General features: G+C 30.7%; 23 protein-coding genes. 4 read left to right on the top strand and 19 right to left on the bottom strand.

The annotated features are described in order from the left end of the window. From M6G78_RS09530 to pyrB, 8 genes are read right to left on the bottom strand one after another with little or no spacing between them, the layout of a single operon-like run. Positions 1-1059 (bottom strand): carbamoyl phosphate synthase small subunit, encoded by a 1059-nt coding sequence (locus M6G78_RS09530; protein ID WP_138267970.1) that lies wholly within the window; start codon positions 1057-1059, stop codon positions 1-3. Between the two features lie 12 nt (positions 1060-1071). Next, a complete protein-coding gene (pyrE, locus tag M6G78_RS09525) occupies positions 1072-1659 on the bottom strand; it encodes an orotate phosphoribosyltransferase (RefSeq protein WP_138267969.1) in 588 nt (195 codons plus the stop codon). Positions 1660-1672: 13 nt separating this feature from the next. Further along, positions 1673-2575: a dihydroorotate dehydrogenase gene (locus M6G78_RS09520; protein ID WP_138267968.1), complete on the bottom strand. Its 903-nt coding sequence runs from the start codon at positions 2573-2575 to the stop codon at positions 1673-1675. Position 2576: 1 nt separating this feature from the next. Beyond that, positions 2577-3275 (bottom strand): dihydroorotate dehydrogenase electron transfer subunit, encoded by a 699-nt coding sequence (locus M6G78_RS09515; protein WP_253230241.1) that lies wholly within the window; start codon positions 3273-3275, stop codon positions 2577-2579. Further along, the gene (pyrF, locus tag M6G78_RS09510) at positions 3266-4126 is read right to left on the bottom strand and encodes an orotidine-5'-phosphate decarboxylase (protein ID WP_138267966.1); all 861 of its coding nucleotides are present in this window, start codon (positions 4124-4126) and stop codon (positions 3266-3268) included. The genes M6G78_RS09515 and pyrF overlap by 10 nt, the downstream gene beginning before the upstream one ends. Then, positions 4110-5264: a dihydroorotase gene (locus M6G78_RS09505; RefSeq protein ID WP_253230240.1), complete on the bottom strand. Its 1155-nt coding sequence runs from the start codon at positions 5262-5264 to the stop codon at positions 4110-4112. Before M6G78_RS09505 ends, pyrF begins: the two co-directional genes overlap by 17 nt. An 8-nt stretch (positions 5265-5272) precedes the next feature. Then, positions 5273-5707: an aspartate carbamoyltransferase regulatory subunit gene (locus M6G78_RS09500; RefSeq protein WP_138267964.1), complete on the bottom strand. Its 435-nt coding sequence runs from the start codon at positions 5705-5707 to the stop codon at positions 5273-5275. Continuing rightward, a complete protein-coding gene (gene pyrB / locus M6G78_RS09495; RefSeq protein WP_138267963.1) occupies positions 5700-6626 on the bottom strand; it encodes an aspartate carbamoyltransferase in 927 nt (308 codons plus the stop codon). The genes M6G78_RS09500 and pyrB overlap by 8 nt, the downstream gene beginning before the upstream one ends. 333 nt (positions 6627-6959) lie before the next feature. Between pyrB and M6G78_RS09490 the strand changes: the two genes are divergently transcribed. After that, a complete protein-coding gene (locus M6G78_RS09490; protein WP_253230239.1) occupies positions 6960-7517 on the top strand; it encodes a Fic family protein in 558 nt (185 codons plus the stop codon). A 30-nt stretch (positions 7518-7547) separates the two neighbouring features. Here M6G78_RS09490 and M6G78_RS09485 read toward each other — a convergent pair whose 3' ends face one another. The 4 genes from M6G78_RS09485 to M6G78_RS09470 form a co-directional block, all read right to left on the bottom strand. Further along, positions 7548-8864, bottom strand: a complete 1317-nt coding sequence (locus M6G78_RS09485; protein ID WP_253230238.1) for a hemolysin family protein — start codon at positions 8862-8864, stop codon at positions 7548-7550. Between the two features lie 245 nt (positions 8865-9109). Next, the gene (gene rlmB, locus M6G78_RS09480) at positions 9110-9838 is read right to left on the bottom strand and encodes a 23S rRNA (guanosine(2251)-2'-O)-methyltransferase RlmB (protein ID WP_138267961.1); all 729 of its coding nucleotides are present in this window, start codon (positions 9836-9838) and stop codon (positions 9110-9112) included. Between the two features lie 9 nt (positions 9839-9847). Next, entirely contained in the window at positions 9848-10621 is a 774-nt protein-coding gene (gene thyX / locus M6G78_RS09475; RefSeq protein WP_138267960.1) for an FAD-dependent thymidylate synthase, read from the bottom strand. A gap of 150 nt (positions 10622-10771) precedes the next feature. Beyond that, positions 10772-11437, bottom strand: coding sequence for a transaldolase family protein (locus M6G78_RS09470; protein ID WP_138267959.1), 666 nt, complete (start codon positions 11435-11437; stop codon positions 10772-10774). A gap of 338 nt (positions 11438-11775) precedes the next feature. Here M6G78_RS09470 and prfB point away from each other — a divergent pair, with 338 nt between their 5' ends. Then, a complete protein-coding gene (gene prfB, locus M6G78_RS09465) occupies positions 11776-12876 on the top strand; it encodes a peptide chain release factor 2 (protein ID WP_253230237.1) in 1101 nt (366 codons plus the stop codon). Here the strand turns inward: prfB and coaBC are convergent. Genes coaBC through M6G78_RS09440 form a run of 5 tightly spaced genes read right to left on the bottom strand, consistent with a single transcriptional unit; the run spans position 12873 to position 17031 of the window. After that, positions 12873-14078, bottom strand: coding sequence for a bifunctional phosphopantothenoylcysteine decarboxylase/phosphopantothenate--cysteine ligase CoaBC (coaBC, locus tag M6G78_RS09460; protein ID WP_253230291.1), 1206 nt, complete (start codon positions 14076-14078; stop codon positions 12873-12875). The two genes, prfB and coaBC, sit on opposite strands and share 4 nt — an antisense overlap. 1 nt (position 14079) lies before the next feature. Then, positions 14080-14481: an aspartate 1-decarboxylase gene (panD, locus tag M6G78_RS09455; protein WP_253230236.1), complete on the bottom strand. Its 402-nt coding sequence runs from the start codon at positions 14479-14481 to the stop codon at positions 14080-14082. A gap of 15 nt (positions 14482-14496) precedes the next feature. Further along, positions 14497-15342 (bottom strand): pantoate--beta-alanine ligase, encoded by an 846-nt coding sequence (panC, locus tag M6G78_RS09450; protein WP_253230235.1) that lies wholly within the window; start codon positions 15340-15342, stop codon positions 14497-14499. 14 nt (positions 15343-15356) lie between these two features. After that, positions 15357-16184, bottom strand: a complete 828-nt coding sequence (gene panB, locus M6G78_RS09445; protein WP_138267955.1) for a 3-methyl-2-oxobutanoate hydroxymethyltransferase — start codon at positions 16182-16184, stop codon at positions 15357-15359. Positions 16185-16188: 4 nt separating this feature from the next. Continuing rightward, positions 16189-17031 carry a Rossmann-like and DUF2520 domain-containing protein gene (locus tag M6G78_RS09440; protein ID WP_243112188.1) on the bottom strand — a complete coding sequence of 281 codons (843 nt, stop codon included), beginning with the start codon at positions 17029-17031 and terminating at the stop codon, positions 16189-16191. 221 nt (positions 17032-17252) lie between these two features. On the opposite strand from M6G78_RS09440, the gene M6G78_RS09435 reads away from it, so the two are divergent. Further along, complete coding sequence (locus M6G78_RS09435; RefSeq protein ID WP_138267953.1) at positions 17253-17924, top strand: nucleotidyltransferase family protein; 672 nt, start codon at positions 17253-17255, stop codon at positions 17922-17924. 36 nt (positions 17925-17960) lie between these two features. Here the strand turns inward: M6G78_RS09435 and M6G78_RS09430 are convergent, their stop codons facing one another. Beyond that, positions 17961-18146 (bottom strand): hypothetical protein, encoded by a 186-nt coding sequence (locus M6G78_RS09430; RefSeq protein ID WP_138267952.1) that lies wholly within the window; start codon positions 18144-18146, stop codon positions 17961-17963. A 107-nt stretch (positions 18147-18253) separates the two neighbouring features. Between M6G78_RS09430 and nth the strand changes: the two genes are divergently transcribed. Next, positions 18254-18901, top strand: coding sequence for an endonuclease III (gene nth, locus M6G78_RS09425; protein ID WP_138267951.1), 648 nt, complete (start codon positions 18254-18256; stop codon positions 18899-18901). Between the two features lie 19 nt (positions 18902-18920). Here nth and M6G78_RS09420 read toward each other — a convergent pair. Further along, a partial coding sequence (locus M6G78_RS09420; RefSeq protein ID WP_253230234.1) for a cell wall metabolism sensor histidine kinase WalK occupies positions 18921-19519 on the bottom strand: 599 nt, incomplete at its 5' end.

The following is a 19519-nucleotide window of genomic DNA, read 5'->3' as shown; positions in this document are numbered from 1 at the left end:
CTATTCTATCACCTTTAAAAATTCGTCAAAAATATGAACGCCTTCGTAAGGTCCAGGACAAGCTTCAGGATGGAATTGAATTGTATATATCTTCTTATCCTTACATCTCATTCCTTCTATGCTTCCGTCATTTATATTTCTATAAGTAACTTCTACACCTTCAGGTAATTCATCTACTACATAACCATGGTTTTGACTTGTCATAAATACTTTTTCATTATCTAAATTTTTTACAGGATGGTTTCCACCTCTGTGACCAAATTTAAGTTTTGAAGTCTTTCCTCCAAGAGCAAGAGATGCTAACTGATGTCCAAGACAAATTCCTATTATAGGAAGTTTTCCTATTAATTTTTTAATTTCTTCAACACATTCAGGTAAATCAGCAGGGTCTCCAGGTCCGTTTGATAAAAATACGGCATCAGGATTCATTTTTAATATATCTTCCGCCTTTGTATCAAAAGGAACTACAGTTAAATTTACACCTCTTTGTTTAAACATATTGATAATATTTGCTTTTATACCATAATCTATTGCAACAATATGTTTTCCATCCTTATCACCTTCAACTTCAAAAGGAGCAGAAGTTGAAACGCTGAATACACTTTTTGAATTATCAAATTCATCAAGTATTTCAATAAGTTTTGTTTTTGGCATCATATGAGTTGTAATCATACCTCTCATAACACCTTCATTTCTAAGAACCTTTGTAAGCATTCTTGTATCAACACCGCTTATTGCTGTAATATCTTCACTTTCCAAATAATCGGGAAGAGTCATTTCATTATTGAAATTGTTTGGTTTATTGCTTACTTCCTTTACAATAAATCCTCTTGCCTTACAACAAGCAGATTGTTCATAATCAAAATTAACCCCATAATTACCGATTAAAGGATATGTCATTGTTACTATTTGACCATAATATGAAGGATCTGTAAGGATTTCTTGATAACCTGTCATAGATGTGTTAAATACAACTTCACCTATTACTTTTTCTTCTATCTTACCGAAAAGTTCACCTTCAAAAGTCATTCCATTTTCAAGTTGTAAGTATCCTTTCATCTTCTAACCTCTTTATTTAGTTTTTTTAAAATCTCTGCTGCCCGGTTTTACAAGTTCAATTTTTCCTTCTTTGCAAAGTGGACATTCTTCACTATCATAAGAAACAATGTTAAGTCTTATTGCAGAATAAATAGGAAGTGGGAAATTAAGATCATCACTTGTTCTATTTACTATTGAACATACCCCAACAACTTCAGCTCCCATATCTTCTAAAACTTTTACTGTTTCAAGTGTACTTTTACCTGTTGTAATAACATCTTCACTTATTAAGACTTTATCGCCTTTTCCTACAGTGAACCCTCTTCTAAGTTCCATGTTACCGTCTTTTCTTTCTGTAAAGATACTTTCTATTCCAAGTTGTCTTCCAAGTTCGTAAGAAACTATAACACCGCCCATTGCAGGTCCGCATATTTTTGTAATACCTAAATCTTTTACTTGTTCAGCAACATCTTTTAATACTTCTGCTGCTTTATCAGGAAATCTTAAAAGTTTTGCACATTGTACATATTGATTTGAATGTCTTCCTGATGAAAGTAGAAAATGACCTTCTAAAAATGCTTCAGTTTCTTTTAAAATTTCTTTTACTCTTTGTTCACTCATTACATACTCTCCTTTATACTATACCTATAAGTTCACTTATATTGTTTATATTATTATTTTTTAAATATTTATCTAAATCATCTCTTATTTCAAGCATTACCATAGGATTTGCAAAAATTGCACTTCCAACTCCTACCAAAGTTGCTCCTGCCATTACAAATTCAAGAGCATCTTTATAATTGCTTACTCCTCCGTAAGCCAATATAGGAATTTTTATTTCCTTAGCAACTTGATGTACCATTCTAAGAGCAATAGGTTTTATTGCACTTCCTGACAAACCTGCATATACATTATCAAACACAGGTTTCTTTTTATTTATATCAATAGCCATTGCAAGAAATGTATTTGTTAAGCTTACAGCATCAGCTCCTCCATCTTCTACTGCTTTTGCAACATCTGTAACACTTGGTGCATTTGGCGATAATTTAACAATAATAGGATGTTTTGATTTTTCCTTTACGGACTTTGTAATATCATAAGCACTTGCTGAATGCATACAAAAAGCCATTCCGCCTTCCTTAACATTTGGGCATGAAATGTTAAGCTCTATAAAATCAAGTTCTTGTTCATTTAAAAGCTCTATTCCATCAAGAAAATCTTCCTTGCTGTGAGCCCCAAAGTTTACTATAACCCTGCTGCCGGTAGAATTCATATATCCAAGTTCGTTTTCTATAAAACTTTTAACACCGGGATTTTCAAGCCCGATACTATTTATTACCCCGCTTGGAGTTTCCCAAATTCTAACTCCGGTATTACCGGGTTGAGGATTTAATGTAAGTCCTTTTGAACATATACCGCCAATTTCTTTTACATCAAAAAACTCGCTGTATTCTCTTCCAAAACCAAAAGTTCCGCTTGCGGCAACTAAAGGATTACTAAATTCTTTACCTAAAAAATTTACTTTTAATCTATCCATTTTAGTATACCTCGCTTCCTTTAAATACAGGACCGTCTTTACATACTTTTTTATTTCCATTTGGAGTCTCAACATTACATCCAAGACAAGCACCTACGCCGCAGGCCATTCTGTTTTCAAGGGACACATATATTTCTCTTCCTGCTTTTTTTGCAAGGTCATATGCACTTCTCATCATAATATCAGGACCACAAGTAAAGTAAATATCATCCTTTGTAAAATCAACTTTATGCGTTATTATTCCGCCTACATCAACTATAACTTCATATGCAATTTTCTTAAAATCATCTACAAGATAATCTTCTTTAGTAAAACCAAGATATACTCTTATTTTTTTATTAGGATATTTTTTTCTTATTTGCTTACATAGATAATATAGCGGAGCAGTTCCGATACCTCCACCTATTAAAGTAACGTCTTTTTCGATATTTTCTATATCAAATCCATTTCCTCTTGGTCCAAATAAGTCAAGTTCCATTCCTTTTTGAAGAGTTTTAAAGTACTTTGTACCCTCTCCCTTTATTTGATATAAGAAAGTTATACCTTCTTCATCTATATCATGAATACTTATAGGTTTTGCAAGGAATGTATTTAAAGAGCGAAGCATATAAAACTGCCCTTCTTTTCCTTCAAACTTTCCTTCAAGTTTCATCATATAGATATCATCTTTTACTTTTTCATTAAATAATACTATAGCCATTGTCCTATATCCTCTTGCATATCTTTTACTGCTTTTACAGTAAGTTCGGTAAAGTTTTCATCTTCAATTTTACCTTTGTGTGCAGATATAATTCCTCTTGATGAATTAACAACTCCGCAAATATCGTCTTTGAAGATTTCCGCAATATCTTTTCCTGTTCCACCTTGAGCGCCATATCCAGGAATTAAGAAGAATGCTTTTGGCATAAATTTCTTTACTTCTATAAATTCTTTAGGATAAGTTAGACCTACAACAGCTCCGACACTGCTGTATCCACATTCTCCTACAAAGTCGCTTCCCCATTCATCAACGTATTTAGCCATCTTTTCATAAACTTTTTCGCCATCTTTTACTTCCAAGTCTTGAATTTGATGTCCGTTTGGATTAGATGTCTTTACTAAAACGAAAAGCCCTTTATTTCCGTCTTTCATATAGTCAAAATATGGGCTGATTGCATCAAGCCCCATATATGTGTTTATAGTAATAAAGTCAGCTTCAAAGTCTCCTTTAAAATGACCGTCGGCATACATTGCAGCAGTAGAAGAAATATCCCCTCTTTTTATGTCTGCAATTACAATTCCATCATTTTCTCTTATATATTTAAGTGTTTTTTGATATGCGTTAAGACCGTCCATTCCAAGAGCTTCATAACAAGCAATTTGAACTTTATAACAAGCTACAATATCTTTTGTGGCATCTATTATAGCTTTATTAAACAAAAAATACTTTTCTCCTAAAGATATATCCATTTTGCTTATATATTCAGGTAAAAATGCTTCTTTTGTATCAAGCCCCAAACATACAGCCATGTTTTTCTTGCTTCTTTCATATAATTTATCTATCAGCTTCATATTTCTTTTCTCCCTTGGCAAATGTCATTAAAACTTTGCCCTTAATTTTTTCTTTATCAAAAGGTGTGTTGTTTGATTTTGAAATAAATTCATCTTTGTTTATAACTCCTTCATATTCAGTATCAACAACCACCAAATCTGCATCATAACCTTCTTTGATTAAACCTTTGTTTAAACCTATTTTTTTTGCCGGATTTAAACTTATCATTTCGCTTAATTTATTTATGCTAATATCATTATCAAAGAATACTTTATAGTACATAGAAAAAGCAACTTCAATATTATCAATTCCCGGAGCTCCTTTTTCTTTATCTTCTTTTGAATGAGGAGCATGGTCTATTGCAAGAATATCTATGTCGTTATTCCTTACTCCTTCTATAAGTGCCATTCTGTCTTTAGGTGTTGCAAAAGAAGGATTTACTCTATAAGAAAGGCTATCGGCAAATAAATGATGTGGTGCAACCTCACAAGTTACCGTTAATCCTTTTTCCTTTGCTGCTTTTATAAGCTCTAAAGATTTCTTTGTACTGATATGGCATACATGAAGATTTCCTCCAACCTTTTCAAGAAGTTTCATATCTCTTTCGATTATTTCTTCTTCAGGCTGGCAATGAGTTAGTAAATGGAAACCATATTCTGTGGATTTTTTCAAAGCCTCTTCCATAAATTCATCGCTGAAAATTGTTTTTCCGTCATTTGAGAAAAGGTTTGTGTATTTCATATTTTCTTTTATATCTACAAACTCTTTATCTTCAAGGTCTTTTCCGATTGCACTAATTTGGATTACTTTATTTAAACCTACTTTTTCTGATTTTTCTTTAACATATTGTAAAACTTCGGTATTATCACAAATAGGTTTTGTATTTGCCATAGTGCAAACAACGCTATATCCACCTTTAACGCTTGCTTTCATACCGGTTTCAATATCTTCTTTATAGGTATATCCAGGATCTCTAAAATGAGAATGCATATCTATAAATGCAGGAAGTAATGCTTTTCCTTTTAAATCAATTACTTCGCAGCCCGTTTTGTCAATATCTTTTCCAACTTTTATTATTTTTCCATCTTCAACCAAAACATCTTCTTTTACTGTTTTGATTGCATCAATTAGTACACCGCCAGTAAATAATGTTTTCATATCTCTCCTTATTTATGTTCAACCAATGTTGTTTTTGAATCACAGTATGAACATCTATATTCTCTTTTTTCTGCATTTGCAAGATAGAATTTAATATTTTCTACCTTTTCATATTGAGTAATACATCTTGGGTTTTTGCATTTTAAAATACCTTCTACAACTTCAGGTAATTTAGGTTGAACTTTTTTTATTCTCTTTCCGTCTTTAATGTAGCTTACTGTAATGTTTGGGTCAATTAATCCAAGTATTGTAAGGTCAAGTTTTAAGTCTGTTTCTATTTTAATAATGTCTTTTCTTCCCATTTTATGACTTGGAATATTTCTCATAAGAACAATAACATCATCTATTTCATCAAGTTTAAGTTGTTTAAAAACTTCATAACCATGATTTACTTTTATATGGTCAATAACAATACCTTGTTTTAACATTGAAACATTAATCATCTAAACTTACCCCCAATAATTTCATTATAAGAGCCATTCTTACATACATTCCAAGTCTTCCTTGCATAAAGTAAACTGCTCTTTTATCGCTATCTACATCTGTTGAAATTTCATTTACTCTTGGAAGTGGATGCATAACTATCATATCTTCTTTTGCATTTTCAAGTTTTTCTTTTGTAAGTATGAAGTAATCTTTAAGTCTTAAATATTCTTCTTCGTTTACAAATCTTTCTCTTTGTACTCTTGACATATAAAGTACGTCTAAATCACCTATTACTTCATCAAGAGAATTTGTTTCAGAATATTTAACTTTTCCTTCGATTTCCTCTTTAATATATTCAGGCATAGCAAGTTCTTTTGGAGAAATAAATACAAACTCTATATTTTCATATCTTGACATTGCTTTTACCAAAGAGTGAATTGTTCTTCCAAACATCAAGTCTCCACAAACACCGATTTTTAAATTATTAAATCTATGTTTATAGTACTGAATTGTAAGAAGGTCTGTTAATGTTTGTGTCGGATGTTGATGTCCACCGTCTCCTGCGTTAATTACCGGAACACTTGAATGTTCGCTCATAAGCTTTGCAGTACCTTCTCTTGGGTGTCTTGCAACGATAATATCAACATAATTTGAAATTACAACTGTTGTATCTGCAAGAGATTCACCTTTTGATGTACTTGATGTATTCGGATCAGAAAAACCAAGCACATTTCCGCCTAATCTATACATGGCTGCGTCAAAAGAAAATTTTGTTCTTGTTGACGGCTCATAAAAAAGGCTTGCCAATAATTTCCCATGACATACATTAACATACTTCTTTTCGTCTTTAAGAATATCATTAGCAAGCTCAAATATTTCATCTAATTCTTCTACAGTAAAATTCGTTGGCTCAATCAAATTGCGACCTTTTAACATTGTTTTATACCTCCGATATTTATAAAAAAATACCTGCACTTAGGCCAGGTATTCGCAAAAAATGCATAGCTTGTCCATCAAGCTACTCATAAATCGGATATAACCTTTTTAGCCTCTCGTGCTAAGTTAAAAGTATTTTTGTTTATTATATAAAATTACACTAATAAAGTCAACGAAATATGCGTTTAATTTAACATATAATAACGTTTTAATTATATTAATTTTTATTTCTTTTTTTATCTTAAAAAAATTTTTTTCTTACAAAATTAAATGTATTTTTTTGATATTTATTTCTAACATAAATTTTAATGATATAATAAAACAGAGGTAAAAATGAACATAGAAAAAGAAGAAATTTTTTCAAAACAAAGAGCATTACAACTTTATGAAAACACATTAAAAATAAATCAAATAAACGGTAAAACCATCGAATTAATTCAAATCCATAGATATCTGTTTATGGATGTATTTTCTTTTGCGGGAAAAATACGCAGTGTAGATTTATCTAAAGGAAATTTTAAATTTGCACCTGTAAAATTTTTAAATGAAAGTTTAAGAATTATTGATAATATGCCTATTGATTCTTATGAAAAAATAATAAAAAAATATATAGAAATGAATATCGCACATCCTTTTAGAGACGGAAACGGCAGAGCAATGAGAATATGGCTTGATTTTATGCTTAAAGAAAAATTAAATGTTATTGTAAGATGGGATAAAATTCCTAAAAATGAATATCTTAATGCAATGATTATCTCACCTATTAACGAAAAAGAAATAATGAGTTTAATTAAAAATGCACTAACCAGTGAAATAAATAATAATGCAATATATAAAAAAGTGATTAATGCTTCCTTTAACTATGAAGGAATGACAAATTATATAATTTAAAAAGACTCTAAATTTTTTAGAGTCTTTAATTTATTCATTATCTTTATCTTCTTCATTCGGTGAATTTTTCTTTACAACCGCACTTACTACTTTATGGTCATATATTTTAACATTCATTACTTTTATTCCTTCAAAATCAAATTCAATATTTTCTCCTTTTTCCGGAATACTTTGAAGAACATGGAATATCAGCCCTCCGATTGTGTCGTATTCTTCGGTAGATAATGATACACCCATTTGTTTTGAAAGCTCATCTAAAGAAGCAATCCCCTTTACTTTACATGTTACATCATCTATTTTTACAATCTCATTATCTTCTTCAAGGTCTCCAACAAGCTGTTCTACCAAGTCATTTATTGTAATTATCCCGGCAGTTCCACCGTACTCATCTAAAACAACAGCCATTGTATTGCCTGTTTTTCTCATATTTCTGAATAAATCATCTGCTTTTATTGTATCAGGAACATAATATGCTTTTGACATGGTATTTTCTATTATAGTTTCAATATTTTTATCTTCCAAACGAAAATATTTCTTTGAATCAAGAACTCCAATAATTTTATCTATTGAACCGTCACAAACAGGATAAAGAGTATGCTTTGTATTAAATATAATCTCTTTCCACTTTTCAAGACTTTCTTCCATATCAAGAGTAATAACATCAGTTCTATGTGTTAATATTTCATCGGCAGATAAATCATCAAATTCAAAAACATTTTGAATGAATTCTCTTTCTTCATGGTCAATAGTCCCCTTTTCGCTTCCCACATCAACCATCATTCTTATTTCTTCTTCGCTGACATCTTCGTCTTCTTCCTCAGGATCAATACCTATAAGCCTTAAAACAAAGTTTGTTGACGCAGTAAGCATACTTACCAAAGGCGCAAATATCTTTGAAATAGAATATGTAAGCCCTGACATACCAAGAGCCAAAGATTCTGCTTTTTTCATGGCAACTCTTTTTGGAACAAGCTCACCAAAAATAAGAGTTACATAAGATAATATAATTGTAATCAAAATTACAGAGATAGAATCTAAAACGCTTGGGGAAACTGGCACCCCTAATTTCACAGCTAAATTAACCAACCCATCAGAAAAGTTTTCCGCAGCAAAAGCACTGCCCAAAAATCCGGAAAGAGTAATTGCAACTTGAATTGTTGCTAAAAATCTTGCAGGCTGCTCGGTTAATTTTGAAAGTCTTATTGCCCTTTTATCTCCTTTTGCCGCCATTTTTTCAAGCTTGTTATCGTTCATGGATATAACGGCAATTTCAGCACAGGCAAATACAGCATTTAACGCAATTAAAACAATTTGTAATAAAATCATTAATATTATCGAACTTTTCATAATCTTACCTCCTAAATACGTTTTTTTATTCGATATTTATTTCTATCATTCTTTTTTATATCTAAAATATATAAAACGCACTATCAGAGGTATCGGTTTGTTCGCCGCGTCACTATCGTCATCGTTCATTTTTGATTCTATTCTCCTTTCATAATTATATTTAGACTATTCTATCATTTTATATTGTTTAAGTCCATAAGTTAGCAATATATTATAAAAAAACAGCACCTTAAAAGTGCTGTTTTCTATCTGCATTTTACCGCTTCAAATAAAACAATTCCCGCTGCAACAGAAGCATTTAACGAGTCAAAATTATTTTTTAGTGGAATAGAACTTATAAAGTCGCATTTTTCTTTAACAAGTCTTCCAAGTCCCTTACCCTCTGCACCTACAACTATGGCAAGAGGCATATCATAATCGATATCGTAATAATTTTCTCCGTCCATATCAAGACCTACAACAAAAAGTCCTTCCTTTTTTAATGCATCTATTGTCTGCGATATATTTGACACTTCGCATATATCGATATATTCTAAAGCACCTGCAGAAGATTTATACATACCTTCTCCTATTGAGGCACTTCTTCTGTTTTGCATAATTACACCGTCAGCACCTGCGCAGTACGCACTTCTGATTATTGCCCCTGCATTATGAGGGTCTGTTATATTATCAAGAATTACAACAAGAGGTTTTCCTTCTTTTTTATTAAGCTTATCTGTAAGCTCTCTTAAAGATACTGTTTCAACAGGAGAGCAAAGAGCAATAACTCCTTGATGATGAGGGTTCCCTGCAATGCTATCGAGTTTATGTCTGTTTGTTTTTTGTATTGAAATACCTTTGCTTTTTGCCATTTTAATTATGTTAACAAGTCCAGAATCATGGTTTTCGCTAATATATAATTTATTTATGTTTCTTCCTGATTTTAAAGTTTCTCTTACGGCATTACGTCCGCTTACTCTTTCATAATTACTCATATCTTACCTCTATAAATTTTTAAATTTTTCTCTTATTTCTTTTGCTTTTCCGCAAGTCATCTTTCCTTCCGGACAGCCGCCTTTTACGCATCCAGGGCCTGCACTTTCAAAAATAACAGGACAAACTTCTTTAACAAGTTTTAACATCTGTGTCGCAAGTTCTCTTATTTCCCATTGAGCTCTTACACATGTTCTCTCTTCAAAGAAATGAAGAAGTTGTCTTGCGTTCATTGTAGTTATAATCTTTGTTTCACAAGCTCCAGGCAAAACAAATCTTGCATCTTCATTTGCAAGTTTAACGGCTTTTTTTCTAGCTTCGCTTTCTTCAAGTCCGTCTTCGTCCATAATTTGTTTTGTAACATTTTTTGTTAGAACATCTCGTAGCTTTTCGTATGAAGATTGAATCATACTCATACTTTCCTCAAATACTTTTAAGGCTTCTTCGTCTTTTTCGATTTGAGGAGGTATTATATAATCAAACTCATTTTCGTCAACATATCTTTGTGACTGCTGCGAATAACTTGCAATTCTATGTCTAACAAGTTGATGAGTTAAAGTTCTGCTTACTCCTTCTATTGCAAAAGAAAAGCTTATATGTTCAAGGGGTGACATATGAGAAAATCCCATAAGCATCTTTACAAATTTTTCAGCATCTTCATTACTCATTTTTTCACTTATATCTTCAACCCCAACCTTTGAATAACAAAGCTTAGCAGCCATTGCCACAGTCTTTACAGGTTCAGGAGTGTATCTAACTAAACTTACTTTTAAATTACTCTTCATTTTTCTCCTCCACTTTCCATTTAAACCATTATACAATATTTTTCTCACTTTTCTACCCTAAAGTAAGAAATCTTAAATATACATTATTTTTTGTAATTTTGCAAATAAAAAAGGCGGATAAAAATCCGCCTGATTTTTTTATTTAACATACTATTTTTCTTCGTATGTATAGAATTCTGCACCTTTTTCTTCAAATTCCATAATTGCAGCTGTTGTAAGTGGATGATAGATTAATTTTTCAAATAAATCACAGCTGATTGTTGCAGCATGAGAACCAGCCATAGCTACATTGTGAACTTGTTGTGTATTTTTGAAGCTTGCAGCTAATACTTTTGTATCTTTTCCGTACATATCGAATAATTCAACGATGTCAGCAACAACTCCGATACCGTCAGAAGAGAAATTATCTATTCTGTTTACATATGGAGCTACATAGTCAGCACCTGCTGTAGCAGCAAGTAAAGCTTGTTGAGCTGTAAAGATAGCTGTAGCTGTTACACCAAAGCCAAGTTCTTTAAGAACGCTGATTGATTTTAAACCTTCACCTGTTACAGGAACTTTTACAAAGAATTTTCCGCCTACAGCATCTCTAAGTCTAATTGCTTCTTGTACGATTTCATCACAAGTTGAAGCTAAAACTTGAGCATGAAGTTCACAGTCAGGACCAATAACGTCTCTTATTTCTTTAATTTTTTTATAAACATTTTCTCCGTTTGCAGCAATAATGCTTGGATTTGTTGTTACCCCTGTAATTGGGAAATATTGAGTAATTGTTTTAATGCTTTCGATATTAGCATCATCGATTAAATATAACATTTGTAATCTCTCCTTGTTTTATATAACACTTGATTTTTACTAAAAAAATTATATATGATAAAAAATATAATTACAAGTACTTTCATAAAAAAAGAAAAAAAAAGGTCATAAAAATTTACATCTTTTAAACAAACATGATTATCTTTTTAAATGTGTAACCTTTACATATTCAACTAATAAACAATTGTAATCATGTTACAAATTATTTATTAACAGCTGTTTTTTATAAAAGGAAACAATAATTAAACTTTAATTGCATTAAAGCATTTTAACGATAGTATTGTTTAATATCGTCATATAATATATAATGAATTTAATATTTAAAAGGAAGTAATAAAATGACTGAATTAATTGAATTAAAAAATTTACTTAATGATATATCAAAGGAACTTAATGATTTATCAAACTCCATTAACATTGAAAGTTTACAACAAAATCTAAAAGAAAAAGAAAGCTTAATGAATGATGAAAATTTTTGGAATGACAGCGAAAATGCAAATCAAATTTTAAAGGACGTTAAAACTTTAAAATCACAAATAACATCATTTACATCTCTTGAAAACAAAAAAGAAGATATCAGCATTATAATGGAAATGTTAAGTGAAGAATTCATAGAAACAGAAGCAGATAATACCTTAAAAGAATTAAACATGCTAAAAAAAGATGTAAATAATTTTGCACTAACAACTCTTTTATCAGGAGAATACGATTCAAACAATGCCATTCTTTCAATTCACCCCGGAGCAGGAGGAACAGAAAGCCAAGACTGGGCAGAAATGTTATATAGAATGTTTACAAGATTTGCAGAAAAGAGAAATTTTAAAATAAAAATTCTCGAAGAGTTATCGGGGGATGTTGCAGGAATAAAAAGTGTTACGATTCTTATTAAGGGAGAAAATGCTTACGGATATTTAAAAAGCGAAAAAGGGGTACATCGACTTGTAAGAATCTCACCTTTTGACAGCAACAACAGAAGACATACTTCTTTTGCATCAGTAGATGTAGAACCGGAAATAAAAGAAGATATAAACCTTGAAATCAATCCAAGTGATTTAAAAATAGATACTTACCGCTCAGGAGGAGCAGGAGGACAACATGTAAACAAAACCGACTCAGCTGTTAGAATAACTCATCTTCCTACAAAAATCGTTGTATCATGCCAAAACGAAAGAAGCCAGTTCCAAAACAAAGAAACAGCGATGAAGATTTTAAAGGGTAAACTATACAAAATATTAATGGAAGAACATAAAGAAAAACTTGATGAAATAAAAGGCGACTATGGACAAATAGCATGGGGAAATCAAATTCGCTCATACGTTTTCCACCCATACAGCATGGTAAAAGACCATAGGACTAAAGCCGAAACATCAAACGTTCAATCAGTAATGGATGGAGATATTGATTTATTTATTGATGCATATTTAAAAAAGACCGATTAATCGGTCTTTTTATTTTTTATTTCAATTAATTTATCAAGTAAAATCTCGCTTACTTCATATTTACTCATAAGCTCTTTTTTCTCAATATTGTCTTTTGTAATGAATGTCACTTTATTTGTATCACCCTTAAAACCTGCTCCCTCTTCTTTTAAGCAGTTAGCCACTATAATATCAGCATTTTTCTTTTTTAATTTAGCTTTTGCATTATCTATTAAGTTTTGAGTTTCCATTGCAAAACCGCATAAAACTTGATTTTCTTTTTTATTTTCTCCAAGATACATTAAAATGTCATCTGTTCTTTTTAGTTTTATTGAAAGATCTCCATCTTTTTTCTTTATTTTTTCATCGCTTACATCAATAGGCGTATAATCAGAAACAGCAGCAGCCTTAATGATAAAATCCATATCACTGCTCTTTTCTTTTACAGCTTCAAACATATCTTTTGCGCTTTTGACTTTAATTAATTCAACAAAAGGAGGAACTTCTTCACTGCTATTGGCACTTACTAAAGTTACCTTTGCACCTCTTAACATTGCATTTCTTGCAATTGCATATCCCATTTTACCGCTTGAATGATTTGTTATGTATCTTACAGGGTCTATAGCTTCCATTGTAGCTCCTGCCGTAACCATAACATTCATACCTTGTAAATCTTTTTCATGAGCTATTTCTTTTAATACATAATTTACAAGAGTCTGTTCATCAGGAAGTTTACCGTCTCCAATGTCTCTACACGCTAGCATGCCTTTTGCAGGCTCTATTATTTCAAAACCATATTCTTTTAATTTTTCTATGTTATCTTGAACTATTTTATTATGGTACATATGTGTATTCATTGCAGGAGATACTATCTTTTTGCAAGTAGCTGCCAAAACAGTAGTTGATAACATATCATCTGCTATTCCATAAGCCATTTTTGCAATAATATTTGCACTTGCAGGTGCAATAAGCATTACATCTGATTTTTGACCAAGATTTACATGAGACACATGAAATTCAAAATTTCTATCGAATGTATCAACAAGGCATTTTGTATTTGTTAAAGTTTCAAATGTTATTGGATTTATAAAATTAGTTGCATTTTTAGTCATTATTACATGAACTTCAGCACCTAATTTTATAAGCATACTGGCTACGTTTGCCATTTTATAAGCAGCAATACTGCCCGTTATACCAAGGGTTACTACTTTACCCTCTAAAATTTTATTCATCAATCATATCCTCCGTTAAGAGCCCGTGTTTTTCATATCTTGTTATTCTTTTTATTTTATTATCTTCATCAACAAAAAGCACTTTCGGTGGATTATCTTTTACCTCTTCAGGAGTCATATTTGCATAAGCCATTATTATAATTTTATCCCCTACTTGAACTTCTCTTGCTGCGGCTCCATTTAAGCATATCATACCACTGCCTCTTTTTCCAGAAATTGTGTAAGTTTCAAATCTGCTTCCGTTATTTACATCTACAATTTGAACCTTTTCATATTCATATATTCCGGCTTTTTCAAGAAGTTCTTCATCAACTGTAATGCTTCCTACATAATCAAGCTCTGCTTGAACAACTGTTGCTCTGTGAATTTTTCCTTTTAACATATTCAGTAACATATTTTTATATTCCTCCTAACACTCAAACACAAAGTTGTCAATTAATCTAGTTTTGCCAATATATACAGCCATTGCAACAAGAACCGTACCTTCGATTTTATCTACTTTTTCTACCTTTTCAATATCTACTGCTTCAACATAATCAATTTTCGCAAGTGGTTCTTTATTTATGTTTTCTTTCATCTTTGAAAGTAAAACAGCGCTGTCTCTTTCACCTTCTTCAAGAAGTTTCTTACCTAAATTAATTGTTTTATATAATATCAAAGCTGCTTTTCTTTCTTCTTCACTTAAATAAGTGTTTCTTGAACTCTTTGCAAGCCCATCTTCTTCTCTTACTATTGGACATCCTACTATTTCTATGCCAAAACTTAAATCTTTTACCATTCTTTTTATTATAAGAAGTTGTTGTGCATCTTTCATTCCAAAGTATGCTTTATTAGGTGTAACGATATTAAACAGCTTACTTACAACAGTCATAACACCTCTAAAATGAATAGGTCTGCTTTTTCCGCAAAGCTCTTTTGTAAGTGAGTTCATATCGACATACGAACAAAAACCTTCAGGATACATTTCTTCAGGTGTTGGATTAAAAATCAAATCTGCTCTTGTTTCTTCGCATAGTTTTGTATCTTTTTCAAGATCTCTTGGGTAGCTTGCTAAATCTTCGTTTTCACCAAATTGCATAGGATTTACAAACACGCTTACAACTACTCTGTCATTTTGTTCTACGGCTTTTTTAATTAAGCTTTGATGTCCTTCATGAAGATAACCCATTGTAGGAACAAGCCCAACGCTAAGCCCTTCTCTTTTCCATTTATTTACAATTTCTCTTACTTCACTGATTTTATGTACTACTTTCATATTTCTCTCCATAATTAATATAATTTTTCTATAACTTCATCATCAATTTTATATGTATTTTCTTCCATAGGGAATTTACCCTCATTTATTTCTTTATGATAAGTTCTAAATGCATCCTGCATTATTTCGCCTATGTTTGCGTATTTTTTTACAAACTTTGGTGTAAAGTCAGAAAACATTCCAAGCATATCTTGATAAACCAAAATTTGTCCGTCGCAGTATTTTCCTGCACCTATTCCAATTGTTGGAATATTTACTTTTTCTGTAATAAGTTTTGCTAATTTTTCCGGAACACATTCAAGAACAATTGCAAATGCTCCAGCTTCTTCAACCAATAAAGCATCTTCAAGAATTTGTTTTGCTCTTTGTTCATCTCTTCCTTGTATCTTAAATCCACCGAATGCATTAATGCTTTGTGGTGTTAATCCAAGATGTGCCATTACAGGTATACCGGCAGAAGTTATTGCTTTTATCTGTTCACATACTTCCCTGCCGCCTTCAAGTTTAACGGCATCTCCAAGCCCTTCTTTCATAAGTCTTCCTGCATTTTTAACTGCATCATATACACTTGTTTGATATGACATGAAAGGCATATCTATAACAACCAATGCATCTTTTGCCCCTCTTGCAACGGCTCTTCCGTGGTGGATCATATCTTCCATAGTGACAGGTATTGTATCTTCATAACCAAGGATTACATTACCAAGTGAATCCCCTACTAAAATCCCGTTAATACCTGCCTGATCGATTAATTTTGCCATTGAATAATCATAAGCCGTAAGCATGGAAATCTTACTATTTTCTTCTTTTTGTTTTTTGAATGTTGTTACTGTGTTTTTCATCCTCTTATTCCTCTTTAATAATTTTTTTCATATTGCAATAATCTTTTGTATTATCTTTTTTCATTGCAACATCAATAAGCTCCTTGGACAACAATTTATAAATATCCTTTTCACTTCCGTTTATAACAGATAAATGCTCTTTTACTGTTTTTACATCGTTCCTTTCAATTGGACCGCTTAATGCATTTATTACACCTTTTGAAGCAATATTCTCTGCATTATTCATAAAAAGAGGAAGTAGTGCATTTTTAGCTTCATCAAAAGTAAACCCTGTTTCCATAAGAATTTTTATACTCTTATAAAACAAAGCTACAACTAAATTACTCGCAAAAACGCAAGATAAATGATATTTGGTTTTATTGTCTTTTGGAATGATTTTTACATGATTTCCAAGGCTTTCAAAAAAATCCTTAATAACATTAATTCTCTTTTCGTTTCCTTCAATTGTAAAGTAAGCCTTTGAAAGATCTTTGTAAGAAGTATACTTATCGCTGAAAGCATACATTGGATGAATGGAAAAACCAAGAATGTCTTGGTCACACTTTTGAAAGACAGCAGAAGACATAGCTCCGCTACAATGAGAAAATATTTTATTTTCTATATCAAATTTACATATTTGTTCCCATACTTCTTTTATCTTTGAATCAGGAACAGTCAAAAATAAAATATCACAGAAAGATATAATATCTTCCAAAGAATTAAAATAATTAGTATTTGTAAAATTTGCAGCATCAACTGCAGAAGAGGGAGTATTACTATAATACCCCATTACTTTTTTTTCGTGCATAGCAAAATATTTTCCAAGACTTACGCCTACTTTGCCGGCACCAATAAATCCGATTTTCATTCTTCTTTTCTTCCTTTTGATAGTCAAAAGTCTCTTTCTTTCGATAAAAGCTTTATAGCAATTAGGTAGATTGAAGACTATTAATATTTTTCTCGGTATAGTTTCAAAAGAATACCATCCGCATAAATAATAGCACTATGACTATAAAAAGTAAACATTTTTTTATTTATTATAATTATTTTATAATATAATAATATAACACTGATATAAGGAGGTTAAGAATGATTGATGTAAATGTAGTTTTAAAAACATTAAAAAATAAACTTATAGAAGAATTTAAAAATAGACTTATATTTTTGGGACTTCAAGGAAGCAGAGCAAGAAAAGAAGCAAATGAAAACAGTGATATTGACATTGTTGTGATTTTAGATAAATTATCAATAAATGATTTAAAAACTTATAAAGAAATAATATCTTCATTAGAACATAATAATTTATTTTGCGGTTTTATCTCAGGAATTGAAGAAATAAAAAACTGGGAAAAATCAGACCTTTTTCAGTTTTATTTTGATACACTTCCAATATACAAAAGTTTAGAATTTTTAAAACCTCTTATAAAAAATGAAGATATAAAACGTGCAGTGTTACTAAATGCTTGTAATACCTATCACATGACAGTTCATAATTTTTTATATGAAAAAAGCAGTGACATTTTACTTTCACTTTATAAATCAATGTCTTTTTGCATAAAAGCTAAATATTATTTAAAAACCAATAAATACATACATAAAAATATTGATTTAATGGAAAAAATAGAAAATGAAGATAAAAATATTCTTAATTCATTTTTTAATTTAAAAATAAATAATAACATAGATGAATTACAATTTGAAAAATATACAATTGATTTAATGGAATACACAAAATCTTTAATTAACTTATATAATATTTAAAAGAGTTTTAATATAAATATTAAAACTCTTTTATCATTAGTTTTTCATTGTCATATCCTGTATTTCGTTTACTGCCTCTTTTGCAGCCTTTTCAACTGCATTTTTCATTTTCCTTACGGGCTTTTTAAGTTCTTTGTTAGATGAAACATAAGAAGCAAGCCCTATCCCCGCTATCATACCGGTAGTTAAGCTCGTAAGCATTGTCATTGTATTTCTTCTCATTTTTATTTTCCTTTCTTATTTATTTCATATTTATTGTTCCAATTTTTTTACTCTATGATACAATAAATAAAAAATTAAAAAAGGTAATAAAAGTTAAGGTAATTTTTATGAAAACAAAAAAAGAAACATTAGAAATAATAGATATATTAAGTAAAGAATACGGAGAATATAAATGCGGGCTTAATTTTAATTCTCCTTTTGAACTTTTAATCGCAACAATTCTCTCTGCTCAGTGCACAGATGAAAGAGTTAATATAGTTACAAAAGAATTATTTAAAGCCGCAAACACTCCGGGAGAAATTTTAGAGCTTGGCGAAGAGAAACTTCATGAATACATAAAAAGTTGTGGTCTTTCAAACACAAAAGCAAAAAACATAATGAAAACTTGCTTTACTCTTTGCGATAAATACAATGAAGAAGTTCCAAGCACAATGGAAGAACTTATAAAATTAAACGGTGTAGGCAGAAAAACAGCAAATGTTGTAATGTCTAATGCTTTTGGAATTCCTGCAATAGCTGTTGATACTCACGTTCAAAGGGTATCTAATAGATTAGGTCTTGCAAAAAGCGACGATGTATTAAAGACTGAACAATCTTTAATGAAGAAAATCCCTAAAGAATATTGGTCTGATGCACATCACTGGATTATATGGCACGGAAGAAAAGTATGTAGTGCAAGAAATCCAAAATGTAGTGAATGTATGTTAAAAGACTTATGTGATTTTTATAAAAAAACTCAAAAAATTAAAAAATAGACAAAGCATTTTGCTTTGTCTATTTTGTTACTGCATCAAATTTTATAATAAATTCCGTACCAACGTTATAGGTAGATTTAACACTTATTTCACCTTTGTATTTCATAACTATTCTTTTAACTATAGAAAGCCCAAGACCCGTCCCTTCAACCTTTCTATTTCTGCTTTTATCAACACGATAAAATCTTTCAAAAATGTGAGGAAGATCTTCTTCTTTTATTCCTATTCCGGTATCTTTAATAGTAATAACAGCTTTATTTTTTACTTTACGTAAAGAAATATATATCTTTCCGTTATCTTTATTATACTTAATGCCGTTTTCAATAAGATTTGTAAAAACTCTTAATATATCTTCATGCACACTTTCGATATATACATCATGCACATCTACATTTGTTATGATTTTCTTTTCGTATAACTTATAATCAAGAACTTCAACTGCTTCTTTTATAATTTCTGCAACATTTAATTTTTCAAGAGGCATTTCATTTTCATCTATATCTTCAAGGCTGGATAACTTAAGTATTTCTTCTACCATTGTATCCATCCTTATGGCTTCTCTTTTTATTGTCGTGCTGTATTCAATTATCTTATCTTTATCATTTATAAGCCCGGAAG

This window comes from Anaerofustis sp. NSJ-163 (assembly GCF_024135845.1).
Taxonomy (GTDB): Bacteria; Bacillota; Clostridia; order Eubacteriales; family Anaerofustaceae; genus Anaerofustis; species Anaerofustis butyriciformans.
This window is presented reverse-complemented; position numbering and strand designations above follow the sequence as displayed.